The organism is Trichlorobacter ammonificans (assembly GCF_933509905.1).
Taxonomy (GTDB): Bacteria; Desulfobacterota; Desulfuromonadia; order Geobacterales; family Pseudopelobacteraceae; genus Trichlorobacter; species Trichlorobacter ammonificans.
On sequence record NZ_OW150024.1, the window covers coordinates 685,821 to 699,868 of the forward strand.

Consider the following 14,048-nt stretch of genomic DNA (forward strand, 5'->3'; position numbering starts at 1 on the left):
TGACCTGCATCAATGAAATGTCCGCCAAGAAGCGTAGGATGACTATCACGGTACGAGAACGTAACAACGAAAAGGAGCCCACGCCATGAGTGAACAGAGTGAAAGCCTTATCGGCCGCGCCATGACCATGCGTGAACTGGTCACCTGTCAACCCGGCTCGGTGGTCAGCCGGACGTTGATTGACAAGAAAATCGGTACGTTGACCCTTTTTGCCTTTGCCCAGGGGCAGGGCCTTTCCGAGCATACGGCCCCCTACGATGCCTTTGTGCAGGTGCTGGAGGGAACCGGGAGGATCACCATTAACGGAGAGGATCACCAGGTTGGCGAAGGACAGATGATCATCATGCCGGCCAACGTGCCCCACAGCCTGCGGGCCGAGGTACCGTTCAAGATGCTGCTGGTAATGATACGCGCCTGATGCCGGGCCCATGGCACGGCGTCTGCTCCGGCGGCGTGTCATGGGAGTCCGGCGGGAATGTCAGCCAGGCATTAATTCCGCGGAGGCGACTTTTTCGTCCAGGCAGGCGACAGTGTTTTTCTGCATCACCTTGATTTCGCCGGTGTCCACGTCGTAGATCCAGCCGTGGGTGGTCAGCTTGCCCTCCAGGATGGCACGACGGACAAAGGGATACTCCATCAGGTGTTCCAGCTGGAGTCGCACGTTTTCCTCTTCTACCAGACGGCGCCGTTGCGCTTCCGGCACCTGCAGGCGCAGGGAGCGCAGCCGCTCGTCCACCCGTTCCAGGGCCTTATAGGCGTTGTTCAGCCAGATCGGCACGTAACGGTCTTCCGGGCTCTCGTGCATCAGGGCGTTGATGGCGCCGCAGTTGTAATGACCGCAAATGACCACATCGGGAATATTCAGGTGATTGATGGAGAACTCCAGCACCGCGGACAGGCTCCAGTCGTTGATGGCCACGATGTTGCCGACGTTGCGCAGGGTGAAGACTTCCCCGGCTCTGGTTTGGGTGATGGTGTTGACTGGTACCCGCGAATCGGAGCAGCCGATCCAGAGCACGGTGGGCCGCTGGTTTTTCGCCAGTTCCGCGAAATATTCCTTTTCTTTTTCGAAGGTATCCCGCACGAACCGTTTGTTGCCTTCCAGCAGCATGGTGATCATGGTCGGACCTCCGTCTGTCGGGATCAGCGCACCAGCTTGGACAGCTTCCTGAACGATTCCGTGCCGGCAACTTTCATCCACTGAAACAGCACCGCTTCGGTGCAGGTCGCCACCCCTCCCGCCTGCTGCATGATTTCCAGCGCGGTCTGCCAGTTTCGGCGGGCACGGCTCATCACGGCATCACGCACCACGTGGACGGTGTAGCCGGCATCCAGCAGTTCGAGGGCGCTCTGCAAGACGCAGACATGGGTCTCCATGCCGGTGATGATGATCTGGCGGCGTCCCATGGCGCGAAGCGTGTCCGTAAAATCCGTGGAGCCGCAGCAACCGAAGCTCATCTTCTCGAAGCGGGGCGCTTCACCGGCCTTTGCCAGCAGTTCCGGCACGGTTTCTCCCAGTCCCTTCACGTACTGCTCGGTAATCATCACCGGAATCTGCAATTCGGCGGCAGCCTCCAGCAGAATGCCGGTATTGGCGGTCAACTGCTCCAGAACCTGCTGGTCCATGGCCTTGCAGAGTCGTTCCTGAACATCAATGACCAGCAGTACCGACTGTTCCGCACTGAGAAAAAAACGTTCCCGTATCGTTGTCATGGGTTTCTCCTCTGTAGTTGGAGCGATGGTGAGGAAGCTGTTTCCTGCGGGCAAGCATAGGAGGTTCGCTGTGTCCCGGTCAAGCAAAATAACGTTTTATTGCAAGGTGCCGCCGCACGACACTGCCATGTCGTGAACCAGCACGAACGGCTGGACCACCATGATCGAGAAAAGCCGTGCCGGTTCCCGCTCCCAGGCGGCAGCCTGCTCCGGCGTGGGCTTGGCGATAAGTCGAGAACCCAGCCATGCCTGGATGGCGGCGGTGTCATCCGCAGCGATGCGGTCGGCCACCTCAACCAGCTCCAATGCTGGATTCACCAGGATCAGTACCCCCCGGTCGTGGTGGGGACGCAACCAGTGCCAGGGAACATTTTCAAACGGCTCCGACAGGTTCAGCTCGTCCTGTGACGACATGTCGTCCTCCGGAAATTTAGATTGGTTTTCCTGCGCCGGCAGGCTGTACTGCTCGATAAGGACTTGAATCATCCGTCATTTCCTATTAAATGTGAAGAGATAACCTTCACGGCGATGATCAAGGAGCCTTACCCATGGCGTTTTCCGGTGACCTGGAGCACCTTTCCATAATTGACGTCATCCAGTTGCTGCATACCAGCCGCAAGAGCGGTTCCCTGGTACTGACGGGACGCAAGGGGGAGATCAGTCTCGCCTTTCATGACGGGTACATTGTGGGAGCGAAGCATTGCGACGACGCCACCCGTATCGGCTCCATCCTGATCGATGCCGGCGTTGTTTCCCCGGAAACCGTGGACAAGGCCCTGGCGATCCAGGCGTCTCAAGGGAACAGCCGCAAGCCGCTGGTGGCCACGATGGTGGAAAACGGGTTGGTGAACCGGGATGATGCGTACCGTGGGCTGCAGGCGCTGATTGAGATGACCATCGTTGAAATATTGACCTGGAAAAAGGGCCGGTTCGCGCTGGTCATGGAGCCGGTGCAGATCTGCGATGAGTACCGTTACGCTCCGGACATACTTCAGGAAGATCTCTTCCTGCCCACCGAACACTTGCTGATGGATGCCCTGCGCATTTTTGACGAAAAATGTCGTGACGGGCTGATAAGCGAGGAGGAGGAACCGCCCTCGCCGTTTGACGGGTCTGACGCGGCGTTGTCCCGTGAGATATCCGTCGAAGACCTGGGATTGGATGGCCTCGATGAGCTGGAACGCAAGATTCCGGATGTGCATACTCCGCTCCGGGATCGTCCGGGAAGTGTCGCGGGGATTGAGGAGGCGTTGCGCCGGGGCACGGCGCGACTGCGTCAGGTAGCCTCGTTGCCGGAAACGGCCCTGATTCTCCTGGAGACGCTGGCCTGTATTTTCCCCCGGACGCTTACCCTGGTGGTGCGCGATAACGAGTTGATTGCCGAGCGGAGTATCGGGATGATCGCTCCGCCAGACGAGGGGCCCAGTCAGATCATGGGGTTCAAGGTTCCCGTGCCGGCGGGGAGCTTCGTTCGCAGCTTGCTGGACAAAAAGCGGATATTTTACGGCAGAGCCGAGGATCCGCTTCTGCACACCCATCTGTACGGCGCCGTCGGTGCTCCGAGCCATCCGGAGTTGTTCATGATGCCTCTGTGTGTGCGGGGAAAGGTCGTCTCCTGCACCTATGCCGATTCTGGCGAGCTGCAGCCGACGACGGTGCCTTTGGTGGCGCTGGAAGTATTTGCCAACCAGGCTGCTCTGGCCCTGGAAAATGCCCTGCTGCGCAGGCAGCAGGCAGGTACGAACCCCTGAGGGGAGAGAAATCATGGATATGAACCGCCTGAACCAGATTCTGGAAATCGCCTTCCAGAAACGGGTATCCGACCTGCATTTCGAGGTGGACAATCCCCCTTTTTTCCGTGCGCACGGACAGCTGATCAAGTCGAAGCTACCACCATTGACGCCGCAGGATACCGAGTTCATCGCCCGGACGGTTCTTGCGCAAGGCAACCGGTCCTTTCCCGATGACCTGAAGGAGCTGGATGCCGCCTATGCCCTGCAGAACGGCGGACGTTTCCGGGTCAGTATCTTCCGGCAGCGGGGAGCCGTGGGAATCGTCATGCGAGTAATTCCGCCGACCATCGCCCAGTTTCAGGATTTGAACTTGCCGCCGGTGCTGGGAGAGATCTGCAAGGCGCCCAACGGCCTGATCCTGGTAACCGGCCCCACCGGCAACGGCAAGTCGACGACCCTGGCTTCCATGCTGCAGTACATCAACCTGCATGAAAGCTTCAACATCATCACCATCGAGGACCCGATCGAGTTCTTGTTCAGCTCGGAAAAGAGCTGCATCATCCAGCGGGAGGTCGGCTGCGATACCGGCAGTTTCAGCGCGGCCCTCAGAGCGGCCATGCGCATGGACCCGGACGTGATCATGGTGGGAGAAATGCGGGATCTGGAGACTATCGACGCCTGTATCAAGGCGGCTGAAACCGGGCACCTGGTCTTTTCCACCCTGCATACCCAGAGCGCAGCCTCGACCATCAACCGGCTGGTGGGGCACTTCCCTCCCGACGCCCAGGAGGTGGTTCGCCAGCGGCTCGCCGACATCCTGGTGGCAACGGTTTCGCTACGGCTGATCAACGACAAGGCCGGAGAAAAAATACTGCCGGTCGTGGAGATCATGCGGACCACCACCACCATTCAGGCCTGTATTCGCGAGGGGCGCTTCGACGAGATCGAAAAACATATCGAAAACGGCAGGAGCCAGTACGGCATGCAGAGCCTTGACCAGCACTTGGTACAGCTCTGTCAGCAGGGTCTTCTGACCTTTGAGCAGGCCAAGCGGATCACCCGGTCCATGGACCTCGAGCGGAAGCTGACGTTCAGCGAGTGAATTATTAATAAGTCCTTTAGTATACAAAAGAAATAACCCTATAACCAGACTGGAATTTTGACGGCAAAATGGCGATACTATATTCAACGGTCGAGCTCACCGGAGTATCACACCACGCAGCAGGAAAGGTGAACAACGCATCGACGCAGCACGTAGGACACATAGCCGTGTGAAACATCTGTCCGGCTCCCGAGGGTAGCCGGAACACCTGTGAAACAGGGGACGTGATATACCTGAGGCCCGCGCAGTAGTGCGGGCCTTTCACGTTTCCCGTGTTCTGCTGCCGGTAGCTCGAGACCGAATAGTACACGGGACCGAATAGTACACGGGACCGAATAGTACTGGACGAAGCTCGCGGCTTACCGTACCATACTTTCACTATCAACACGCTCTGCGCACGGCGCATGGAAAGGTGAAAACGTAATGGCACAGGCACAAAAGGGTGATCGGGTCCGGATTCATTTTACCGGTACACTGGAAGACGGCAGCATTTTTGAAACTACCCGGGAAGAAGCGGCATGCTGTGATGATGACGACTGCTGCGAAAGCGGTCCCATGGAACTGGTGATCGGCAACGAGGATTTCTTTCCCGCTGTGGAGTCGGCCCTGATCGGCATGGCACCCGGGGAGAGTGTCACGGTGCAGATCCCGGCTGCCGATGCATTCGGTGACTACGACGCCGAGGCGGTATTCACCGTGGAGCGGCACCTGCTGCCCGACGACCTGATCCCGGAAGTGGGCATGGAGCTGACCCTGACCGGTGACGATGATGAAGAACTGGAAGTGACCGTTGTTGAAGTCAGCGACAGCGCCGTCACCTTCGACGCCAACCATCCCCTTGCCGGCGAAGATCTGACCTACGAGGTGGAGCTAGTTGAAATCCTGTAGCAGGTCAGGCAGAACTGCAGGGGGCGCCCCCGGCGCCCCCGTTCTCTCGCGAGCGGCACCATCCCATGTCCCACCTTTCAGTACCGCCATCATCCCTGCCCTGGTCCGGCGATAGTGTACCGCTGATGCTGGCGCCGATGCAGGGGCTGACCAACCCGGCACTGCGCACGCTTTTTGCCCGCTGGGTCCGGCCGGACGTCCTCTTCACCGAATTCATGCGGGTGGCACCGGGGGAGACGGCCAAGCGGCTGTCTGCGACGGACCTGCGAGAGATCGCTCCAGCAGAGCTGGGGATCCCCCTGGTGGTGCAGTTAATCGGCCACGGCACCGCAGCGCTGGTGGCCGCGGCACGGCTGGCCCGGCAGGCGGGAGCGGCACACCTCAACCTCAACCTGGGCTGTCCCTTCGGCCGGATGACCAGCGGTCTCACCGGCGGCGGCATGCTGCGCCGTCCGGAACTGCTGCAGGAGCTGCTACCGGCCCTTCGTGCCGAAATCAGAGGCGGTTTTTCCGTCAAGATCCGTTGCGGCTACGATGATCCTGCCCAGATTTTTTCTCTTCTTCCTCTGTTTGAGTCGTCCGGCGTCGATTTTCTGGTGCTGCATCCCCGGACGGTGCTGCAGGAGTACGACGGAACGGCCGACCACGCCGTAACGGCCCGGGTGGTGCGGCAGACCTCACTGCCGGTGATCGCCAACGGCGACATCAGAACCACGGCCGATGCCGAGCGGGTGCTGGAAATGACCGGTGCCGCCGGACTGATGCTGGGGCGGGGCGCCATTGCCGATCCGCTGCTGTTCCAGCGGGTGCGCGGTGTGGCGCCGTCGGCGCCGGAACGGGCGGAGCGGGCCGCCATGCTGCGTCACTACCTGACGGAGCTGCTGCCCCTCTACCGGGAGCGGTTCTGCGGTGAACAGCAGGTGCTGGGCAAGCTCAAATCGGTGCTGGCGGTGATGGATGATGCGACGTTCGCCCGTCAGGTGAAAAAACTGCAAAAATGCCGTTCGTTGCAGCAGTTCGCGGAACTGGTGCGGGAGCTGGACTGAACGCGGGAGGGGGGAACAATGCCGTCGCTGACCCTTGACAAGGAGGTGGTTGAGCAACTGAAGCGGGTGTTGAACGCGGTGGAACAGGTGCTGCCCAAGCCGGTGCCGGCCATCGACTGGGCCGAAGCCCACGCCGCCAACTGGCGGCGACGGGGCAGCGGCGGCTACCTGGATCCGGTGCCGGAGATCGAGTCGATGCACCTGGACGACCTGCTGGGAATCGACGAGCAGAAACGGGTGATCGAGGAGAATACCCGGCAGTTTCTGGCCGGTCTGCCCGCCAACAACACCCTGCTCTGGGGAACCCGGGGTACCGGCAAGTCCTCGCTGGTACGGGCGCTCCTGCACCGCTACGCCGGCGAAGGCTTACGGGTGATCCAGGTGGACAAGGACGATCTGGTGCACCTGCCGGCCATCGTCGATGCCATCAAGGGGCAGCCGTACCGCTTTCTGCTCTTTTCCGACGATGTTTCCTTTGAAACCGGCGAGTCCAGCTACAAGATGCTGAAGAGCGCCCTGGACGGTTCGGTCTATGCGCCGCCGGACAACGTGCTGATCTATGTCACCTCCAACCGTCGCCACCTGCTGCCGGAATACGAGAGCGACAACCGGGGGGCCATGCTGGTGAACAACGAGATCCACCACGGCGAGGCGGTGGAGGAGAAAATCTCGCTGTCCGGCCGGTTCGGTCTCTGGGTCGGCTTTCATCCCTTCAGCCAGGACCAGTTCCTGGAGGTGGCCCGGCAGTGGGTGGAGCGGCTGGCCCAGCGGATCGGCGCCAAGCTTGCCTGGGACGAGGAGGCCCGCCGGGCAGCCATCCTCTGGTGTCGTCAGAAGGGGGACAACAGCGGCAGGATTGCGCTGCAGTTCGCCAACCACTGGGTGGGCAGCCGCCTGCTGGAGAGCGGAAGAAAAAAGTGACTTGAAACGCTGTTTAATTTCTGCTTGCATTCCGTGGGGCAGGGGAGTAGAGAATCACGAAGGACTGCTGTGCCGTACCGGTTGATTACTGCAGGTTCAACCCTGGAAAAGGTACCATGCCCCTGAACGGATTCGCTTCTTTCGATATTTCAAACATCGTTGTTGCCTCGGCCCTGCTGCTGCTGCTCGCAGGGGTGCCGGGGCTTTTTTGTGCCGTCAGGGCCGGTCAGCGTCTTGCCGCCCTGCTGACCGTCGCGGCGGCAGCTGCCGGCATTCCCGCCGCCGTCATGGCTGCGTTCCAGCCCCCGGTCGCGTGGCAGCTCTCCTGGGGACTCCCCTTTGGCCCGGCCCGGCTGGCCCTTGATCCCCTTTCCTGCTTTTTCCTGCTGCCGGTATTCCTGGTGGCCGGTTGCGGCGCCCTGTTCGCGCTGAAGTACCGGCCGGCCCGCAGCGGTCGCGATCGTTTTCTCACGCTCCTGTACGCCCTGATGCCCGGCTCCATGGCCTTTATCCTGCTGTCCCGCGATGCCGTCTCCTTTCTGCTGGCCTGGGAGGGGATGGCGCTCTCCGCGGCGTTTCTGATGCTGGCAGACCACGAGGAACCCCCGGTCAGGGAGGCCGGTATCCTCTACCTGATCGCCACCCACACCAGCACCCTGGTGCTGGTTGCGTTCTTCGGCATGCTGTTCCATCTCAGCGGTTCCTTCGTATTTCCCGCCACCGGTTCGCTTCCGGCGACACCAGCGCTTGCGACGCTTCTGTTTCTGGCCTCCCTGGCGGGATTCGGCGCCAAGGCCGGACTGATGCCGCTGCATGTCTGGCTCCCTTCGGCCCATGCCAACGCCCCCAGCCACGTTTCGGCCCTGATGTCCGGCGTGGTGCTGAAAATGGGAGTGTACGGCATCGTTCGCACGGTGTCGCTGTTCGATGCCCCGCCGCTCTGGTGGGGAGGGCTGCTGCTGGCCCTGGGAACGCTCTCGGCGGTGGGAGGGGTGGCCTTTGCCCTGGGACAGCACGACCTGAAGCGGCTTCTGGCCTACCACAGCATCGAGAACATCGGCATCATCGCCATGGGACTGGGGATCGGTCTGGCCGGGATGTCCCTGGGCAACTCCGCCGTCGCCCTGCTGGGGCTGGCCGGCGGGCTGCTGCACGTGCTGAATCATGCCACCTTCAAGTCGTTGCTGTTCTTCGGCGCCGGCGCGGTAATCCATGCCACCGGCAGCCGGGAGCTGGACCGGGCAGGGGGCCTGATCCGGGTGATGCCCCGTACCGCCGCCTGCTTCATGGTGGGGGCGGCGGCCATCTGCGGCCTCCCTCCCTTGAACGGCTTTGTCAGCGAACTGCTGGTCTACCTGGGGTTGCTGCGACAGGCGGTGGGGGGCTCCGGCTGGCTGACGGTGCTGGCGGTGGCGGCCATTCCCGCCCTGGCACTGGTGGGGGGGCTGGCGGTGGCCTGTTTCGTCAAGGTGGTGGGGGTCGTCTTCCTGGGGGAGGCGCGGCAGCCCCGTCCGGCCGCTCCCCATGAACCTCCCTGGCAGATGCTGGCCCCCATGGGCGTTCTGGCGGTTCTCTGCGGGGGGATCGGTCTGCTCCCTCTGGCGATGGCTCCCTTGCTGGAAGCGGTGGCCGGCGGTTTTACGGGCCTGGAGGTGGCGCCGGGGGCGCTGGCCGACCAAGCGCCGCTTTTGCGGCTGAGTCTGCTGGCCGCGGTTTTGCTGGGGCTCTGCGGACTGCTGGCCCTGGCCTACCGCTTCCGGTTGCAGAGCGCTCCCCGCGGCAGCAGCGGGACCTGGGGATGCGGCTACCCGGCGCCGTCGCCGCGGATGCAGTACTCCGCCTCCTCCTTTGCCGCTTCCCTGGTGGAAATCCTGTCGCCGCTGCTGCGTCCCCACGCCCATCGCCCGGAGATCGCCGGGCCGGCGCCGAAGCCGTCCCGTTTCGCCAGCCACGTGCCGGAGGTGGTGCTGGACCTCGTAGTGCTGCCCTTCCTGCACCGGGCGGAGGCGTGGAGCGCTCCGCTGCGCCGGCTGCAGCACGGCCACCTGCACCTGTACATGCTCTACATCTTTGCCGTGCTCTGCGCACTGCTGCTCTGGGTACTGTGAGGCGGTCATGGCCGATACCCTGATCCATATCCTGCTGCTGCTGACCATGCCCCCCCTGCTTCTGGGGGTGATCAACCGGGTCAAGGCGATAGGTGCCGGGCGGCGGGGGGCGCCGCTGCTGCAGCCCTACCATGATCTCTGGCGACTGCTGCGCAAGGGAACGGTCTTTTCCCGCACCACCACCTGGGTCTTCCGGGCCGGGCCGCTGGTGACCCTGGCGGCAACGGCAACGGCGGCACTCATGGTTCCCTTCGGCGGGCACGAAGCGCCGGTCTCCTTCAGCGGCGACCTGCTGCTGTTTGCCTACCTGTTTGCCTTGGCCCGCTTCTGCACCACCCTTGCCGCCCTGGATACCGGTTCCAGCTTCGAGGGGATGGGAGCGGCGCGGGAGGTGACCTTCGGCTGTCTGGCGGAACCGGTCCTGTTCATCGTGCTGGTGGCCCTGGCCCGGGAGAGCGGTTCCCTGTCGCTGACCGTCATGCTCACCTACGCCTCGGGCAGCATGTGGCCGGCCCAGGCGGCGCCGTTGCTGCTGATGGTGGCGGCCCTCTTCATCCTCTTTCTGGTGGAGAACTGCCGTATCCCCTTTGACGACCCCACCACCCACCTGGAGCTGACCATGATCCACGAGGTAATGGTGCTGGACCACAGTGGTCCGGCCTTCGGCGCCATTCTCTATGCTGCGGCCCTTAAGCTGTTCGTGCTGGGTGCCCTGGTACTGCATGTGGCCCTTCCCTTTAGCGACGCCGCGGGCATCACCGGCTGGGCCGGCTTTGTGGCCTCACTGCTGGCCCTGGCGATCCTGGTGGGGATCGTCGAGTCGGCCATGGCCCGCCTGCGGCTGCTCAAGATCCCCCAGGTGCTGCTGATGGCCGCTGCGCTGGCCGCATTCGCCCTGCTGCTGACCGTGAGGTGACCAATGGTATCCTTTCTGAGCGATCACCTGCTGATCTTGGTCATGCTGCTCAACTTCGCCCTGCTTTCCACCGGCCGCCTGACCCTGGCGGTGCGGCTGGCCACGGCCCAGGGGGTGCTGCTGGGGCTGCTGCCCGGCATCCTGCACCCGCTGACCTGGCACCTGATGACCATTATCGTGGGCATCATCCTGGTCAAGGGAATCATCATCCCCTGGCTGCTGATGTCAGCCCTGAAAAAGGCGGAGATCAAGCGGGAGCTGGAACCGTTCCTGGGATTCGGCCCCACCCTGGTGGTCGGCGCCACCGTCACCGCCCTGGCCTTTCTGTACGTCCCCCGTCTGCCGCTTTTGGCTGCCCACCAGGGGCATCTCTTCGTGCCGGCCTCCATCGCCACCCTGCTCACCGGCTTTCTGCTGCTGACCACCCGGCGCAAGGCCATCTCCCAGGTGCTGGGCTACCTGATTCTTGAAAACGGCATCTTCATCTTCGGCCTGCTGCTGGCTGAGGCGATGCCGGTGATGGTGGAGGCGGGGGTGCTGCTGGACCTCCTGGCCGGCATCTTTGTGATGGGGATCGTCATCGGCCATATCAGCCGCGAGTTTTCATCCCTTGATACGTCGCGGCTCTCGGCGTTGCGGGAGAAATGACCCATGATCCTGCTGCTGCTCATCCTGCCGCTGCCGGCTGCCCTCCTTGCCTGGCTGATCACCTCCGAGGATCGGCGACCGCTACTATTGCCGGTGGTTGCCGTGCCCCATTTTCTGCTGTCGCTTTTCTGCGCCGTGCAGGCGGACAGCCGCATCTCCGGCGGCTGGATCGACCTGGACCCCCTGGGAGCGGTGGTGCTGCTGACCATCAGCCTGCTCTTCCTCTGCTGTGCCTGGTACGCCGTGGGGTACCTGCGGCACGACCGTCCCGACCGCTCCAACCGGGTGCTGGTGCCGGCACTGCTGCTCTGTCTCGCCGCCATGACCCTGGTCTGCTGCGCCCGTCACCTGGGGCTGCTCTGGGTGGCGGTGGCGGCAACCACCCTGACCATGGCTCCTCTGGTCTACTTCAACCGCAACGCCCGCTCCATCGAGGCCACCTGGAAATACCTGATGATCGGTTCCGTCGGCATCGCCCTGGCCCTGCTGGGGGTCTACTTCCTGGCCTACGCCACCCTGGTGGCCGGCCTGGCGGGAACCCTCAACCTGGACGACCTGCTGGCCGTGGCCCCGGCCCTGGACCGGGGCTGGCTGAAGGCCGCCTTCATCTTCCTGCTGACCGGCTTCGGCGCCAAGCTGGGGCTGGCGCCGCTGCATACCTGGAAGCCGGATGCCTACGGCGAGGCGCCGGGGCTGGTGGGGGCGCTGCTGGCCGGCGGCCTGACAAACTGCGGCTTCCTGGCCCTGATGCGCGTTGTGCAGGTCATGACCGCCGCCGGTGGCGATGATCGCTTCTTCCGCCAGTCGCTGCTGGCCATGGGGCTCTTTTCCATGGCCCTTGCCGCCGTTTTTCTGGTTCGCCAGGCCGACTTCAAGCGGCTTTTGGCCTACTCCAGCGTTGAACACGTGGGGATCCTGGCCCTGGCCCTGGGGCTGGGCAAAGGGGCGCTCTTCGGCATGCTGCTGCATCTGGTGGGCAACGGTCTGCTCAAGGGGGTCATGTTCCTCTCCTCCGGCAACCTGCATCGTGCCTACGGCAGCAAGAGCACCCTGGGAATGCGGGGAGCGCTCCAGGTGCTTCCCTGGTCCGGCAGCCTGTTCCTGGCCGGGTTCCTGGCCATCAGCGCCTTTCCTCCGTCGCTGATCTTCCTGAGTGAGCTGGGGATAGCCACCAGCGCCTTCCGCCAGGGAAACTGGCTGGTGGGCGGCCTGTTTCTGGCGATCCTGGCCGTCGTGTTCCTGGGAATGGCCCCCACGGTGCTGGGGATGGTGCTGGGGCCGCCGTCGGGGAACCTGCCGGACACCGGTTTCCGCGACCGGCTCCAGAACACCCTCCCCCCGGCCTGTCTGCTGCTGGCCGTGGTGCTGCTCACGCTCTGGATGCCGCCCTTCCTCGGCGAGCTGCTGCTTCAGGGGGCAGACCTGCTGGGAGGGATGCCATGACGGGGGGAACGCGGACCATGCTGCTGCTGGAAAATCCCGGCGCGGCCGCCATCGACGATATTCCGCTGCTGAAAACCGATGCGTTTCTGCAGGAAGTCTACGTGGCCTGTGCCGACGGCTGGCGGGTGAGCAGCTACTTCGGAGTGCCGGACGCGTCGTCGGTACGGCTGTACGCGGTGCTGGCCGATGACCGGCAGGGACGGCTCGGGGTGGTTTCAACCCTGGCGAGGGGACGTGTCACCTCCCTGGCGACCATCTGTCCGCAGCTTTCCCTGTTCGAGCGGGAGATCGCCGAGCAGTGCGGCCTGGTCCCCGATGGACATCCCTGGTTGAAACCGGTCCGCTTCCCCGCCGGCGGGGTGGGAATCACCGACTACTACCGGGTGGAGGGGCAGCAGGTGCATGAAGTGGCGGTGGGCCCGGTCCATGCCGGTATCATCGAGCCGGGACACTTCCGCTTCCAGTGCCATGGCGAAGAGGTCTTCAGCCTGGAGATATCGCTGGGATACCAGCACCGCGGGGTCGAGGAGGCACTGACCGGCGCCCCCTCGGCACGGATGGTGCCGCTGCTGGAAACCGTGGCCGGCGACACCACCATCGGCCACCTCTGGGTCGGCTGCCTACTGCTGGAGACGCTGACCGAAACCGCTGTTCCCCCGGTCGCGCAGGTGCTGCGGGCCGTTGCCCTGGAACTGGAGCGGCTGGCCAACCATACCGGCGACCTGGGGGCTTTGGCCGGTGATGTGGGGTATCTGCCCACCGCCTCCTTCTGTGGTCGGATTCGGGGCGAGTTTCTCAACCTGACGGCCGAGCTGTGCGGCAGCCGCTTCGGCCGGGGGATGCTGCGGCCCGGCGGTGTCGGTTTCGACCTGCCGGAGGCGACCCTGTCGGGATTTCTGGAGCGGCTGCAGGCGGCCCATCGGGATCTGGCCGGTGCCGCGGAGCTGCTTTGGCAGACTCCCTCGGTGATGAACCGTTTCGAGGGAACCGGCCGGGTGAGCAGTGAAACAGCCGCCGAACTGGGGCTGGTGGGACCGGCGGCCCGGGCCTGCGGCCTTGACCGCGACATCCGCCGGACCCACCCCTTCGGCATCTACCGCGACCATCCCCCTGCCTGCCAGCAGGGAGGGCAGGGGGATGTGCTGGCCCGGGCCATGCAGCGCTGGTTGGAGGCTGATACCTCGGCCGCGCTCATCACCCGGTTGCTGGACGACCTGCCCACCGGCCCCCTGGGCAGTACGCTGCCGGAGCAGCTTCCCGCCAACCGTTTTGTCGTGGCCCTGACCGAAGGGTGGCGGGGCGAAATTTGCCATGTTGCCCTGACTGGCGGCGACGGCCGCTTCACGCGCTACAAGATCGTCGATCCCTCGTTCCACAACTGGCAGGGGCTGGCCATGGCGCTGCGGGGGGAGCAGATTTCCGATTTTCCGCTCTGCAACAAGAGCTTCAACCTGTCCTACTGCGGTTTCGACCTGTGAAAAAGGACTGCGGATGCTCTCACCGGCAGGGCTTTCAAGGGTTTTTCAGGAG

The 14,048-nt window shown here is 63.4% G+C and carries 14 protein-coding genes; 11 read left to right on the forward strand and 3 right to left on the reverse strand.

Going from position 1 to position 14,048, the window contains the following annotated elements:
* Nucleotides 1-85 precede the first annotated feature (85 nt).
* The gene (locus RAK07_RS03045) at nt 86-418 is read left to right on the forward strand and encodes a cupin domain-containing protein (protein WP_305731375.1); all 333 of its coding nucleotides are present in this window, start codon (nt 86-88) and stop codon (nt 416-418) included.
* A gap of 60 nt (nt 419-478) precedes the next feature.
* Here the strand turns inward: RAK07_RS03045 and RAK07_RS03050 are convergent, their stop codons facing one another.
* The 3 genes from RAK07_RS03050 to RAK07_RS03060 form a co-directional block, all read right to left on the reverse strand.
* On the reverse strand, nt 479-1,120 hold the full coding sequence (locus RAK07_RS03050) for a carbonic anhydrase (RefSeq protein WP_305731376.1): 642 nt from the start codon (nt 1,118-1,120) through the stop codon (nt 479-481).
* Nucleotides 1,121-1,143: 23 nt separating this feature from the next.
* Nucleotides 1,144-1,713 (reverse strand): hydrolase, encoded by a 570-nt coding sequence (locus RAK07_RS03055; RefSeq protein WP_305731377.1) that lies wholly within the window; start codon nt 1,711-1,713, stop codon nt 1,144-1,146.
* Between the two features lie 96 nt (nt 1,714-1,809).
* On the reverse strand, nt 1,810-2,199 hold the full coding sequence (locus RAK07_RS03060; protein WP_305731378.1) for a DUF2288 domain-containing protein: 390 nt from the start codon (nt 2,197-2,199) through the stop codon (nt 1,810-1,812).
* 62 nt (nt 2,200-2,261) lie between these two features.
* On the opposite strand from RAK07_RS03060, the gene RAK07_RS03065 reads away from it, so the two are divergent.
* The 10 genes from RAK07_RS03065 to RAK07_RS03110 all read left to right on the forward strand — a co-directional run bounded on the left by RAK07_RS03065 (nt 2,262) and on the right by RAK07_RS03110 (nt 13,996).
* Complete coding sequence (locus tag RAK07_RS03065) at nt 2,262-3,464, forward strand: DUF4388 domain-containing protein (protein ID WP_305731379.1); 1,203 nt, start codon at nt 2,262-2,264, stop codon at nt 3,462-3,464.
* Between the two features lie 13 nt (nt 3,465-3,477).
* Nucleotides 3,478-4,548 (forward strand): type IV pilus twitching motility protein PilT, encoded by a 1,071-nt coding sequence (locus tag RAK07_RS03070; RefSeq protein WP_305731380.1) that lies wholly within the window; start codon nt 3,478-3,480, stop codon nt 4,546-4,548.
* A gap of 423 nt (nt 4,549-4,971) precedes the next feature.
* Nucleotides 4,972-5,436, forward strand: a complete 465-nt coding sequence (locus RAK07_RS03075) for an FKBP-type peptidyl-prolyl cis-trans isomerase (protein ID WP_305731381.1) — start codon at nt 4,972-4,974, stop codon at nt 5,434-5,436.
* Between the two features lie 65 nt (nt 5,437-5,501).
* On the forward strand, nt 5,502-6,482 hold the full coding sequence (locus tag RAK07_RS03080) for a tRNA dihydrouridine synthase (protein WP_305731382.1): 981 nt from the start codon (nt 5,502-5,504) through the stop codon (nt 6,480-6,482).
* Between the two features lie 18 nt (nt 6,483-6,500).
* On the forward strand, nt 6,501-7,403 hold the full coding sequence (locus RAK07_RS03085; protein WP_305731383.1) for an ATP-binding protein: 903 nt from the start codon (nt 6,501-6,503) through the stop codon (nt 7,401-7,403).
* 116 nt (nt 7,404-7,519) lie between these two features.
* Nucleotides 7,520-9,511, forward strand: coding sequence for a proton-conducting transporter transmembrane domain-containing protein (locus RAK07_RS03090; protein ID WP_305731384.1), 1,992 nt, complete (start codon nt 7,520-7,522; stop codon nt 9,509-9,511).
* Between the two features lie 7 nt (nt 9,512-9,518).
* Entirely contained in the window at nt 9,519-10,427 is a 909-nt protein-coding gene (locus RAK07_RS03095) for a respiratory chain complex I subunit 1 family protein (RefSeq protein WP_305731385.1), read from the forward strand.
* A 3-nt stretch (nt 10,428-10,430) separates the two neighbouring features.
* Nucleotides 10,431-11,075, forward strand: a complete 645-nt coding sequence (locus RAK07_RS03100; RefSeq protein ID WP_305731386.1) for a hydrogenase — start codon at nt 10,431-10,433, stop codon at nt 11,073-11,075.
* A gap of 3 nt (nt 11,076-11,078) precedes the next feature.
* Nucleotides 11,079-12,518, forward strand: a complete 1,440-nt coding sequence (locus RAK07_RS03105) for a complex I subunit 5 family protein (RefSeq protein WP_305731387.1) — start codon at nt 11,079-11,081, stop codon at nt 12,516-12,518.
* Nucleotides 12,515-13,996 carry a hydrogenase large subunit gene (locus RAK07_RS03110; RefSeq protein WP_305731388.1) on the forward strand — a complete coding sequence of 494 codons (1,482 nt, stop codon included), beginning with the start codon at nt 12,515-12,517 and terminating at the stop codon, nt 13,994-13,996. The genes RAK07_RS03105 and RAK07_RS03110 overlap by 4 nt, the downstream gene beginning before the upstream one ends.
* Nucleotides 13,997-14,048: the final 52 nt, after the last annotated feature.

Coding starts and splice junctions, on each gene's coding strand:
- RAK07_RS03045 (WP_305731375.1), top strand. CDS start 86: ATGAGTGAACAGAGTGAAAGCCTTATCGGCCGCGCCATGACCATGCGT.
- RAK07_RS03050 (WP_305731376.1), bottom strand. CDS start 1,120: ATGATCACCATGCTGCTGGAAGGCAACAAACGGTTCGTGCGGGATACC.
- RAK07_RS03055 (WP_305731377.1), bottom strand. CDS start 1,713: ATGACAACGATACGGGAACGTTTTTTTCTCAGTGCGGAACAGTCGGTA.
- RAK07_RS03060 (WP_305731378.1), bottom strand. CDS start 2,199: ATGATTCAAGTCCTTATCGAGCAGTACAGCCTGCCGGCGCAGGAAAAC.
- RAK07_RS03065 (WP_305731379.1), top strand. CDS start 2,262: ATGGCGTTTTCCGGTGACCTGGAGCACCTTTCCATAATTGACGTCATC.
- RAK07_RS03070 (WP_305731380.1), top strand. CDS start 3,478: ATGGATATGAACCGCCTGAACCAGATTCTGGAAATCGCCTTCCAGAAA.
- RAK07_RS03075 (WP_305731381.1), top strand. CDS start 4,972: ATGGCACAGGCACAAAAGGGTGATCGGGTCCGGATTCATTTTACCGGT.
- RAK07_RS03080 (WP_305731382.1), top strand. CDS start 5,502: ATGTCCCACCTTTCAGTACCGCCATCATCCCTGCCCTGGTCCGGCGAT.
- RAK07_RS03085 (WP_305731383.1), top strand. CDS start 6,501: ATGCCGTCGCTGACCCTTGACAAGGAGGTGGTTGAGCAACTGAAGCGG.
- RAK07_RS03090 (WP_305731384.1), top strand. CDS start 7,520: ATGCCCCTGAACGGATTCGCTTCTTTCGATATTTCAAACATCGTTGTT.
- RAK07_RS03095 (WP_305731385.1), top strand. CDS start 9,519: ATGGCCGATACCCTGATCCATATCCTGCTGCTGCTGACCATGCCCCCC.
- RAK07_RS03100 (WP_305731386.1), top strand. CDS start 10,431: ATGGTATCCTTTCTGAGCGATCACCTGCTGATCTTGGTCATGCTGCTC.
- RAK07_RS03105 (WP_305731387.1), top strand. CDS start 11,079: ATGATCCTGCTGCTGCTCATCCTGCCGCTGCCGGCTGCCCTCCTTGCC.
- RAK07_RS03110 (WP_305731388.1), top strand. CDS start 12,515: ATGACGGGGGGAACGCGGACCATGCTGCTGCTGGAAAATCCCGGCGCG.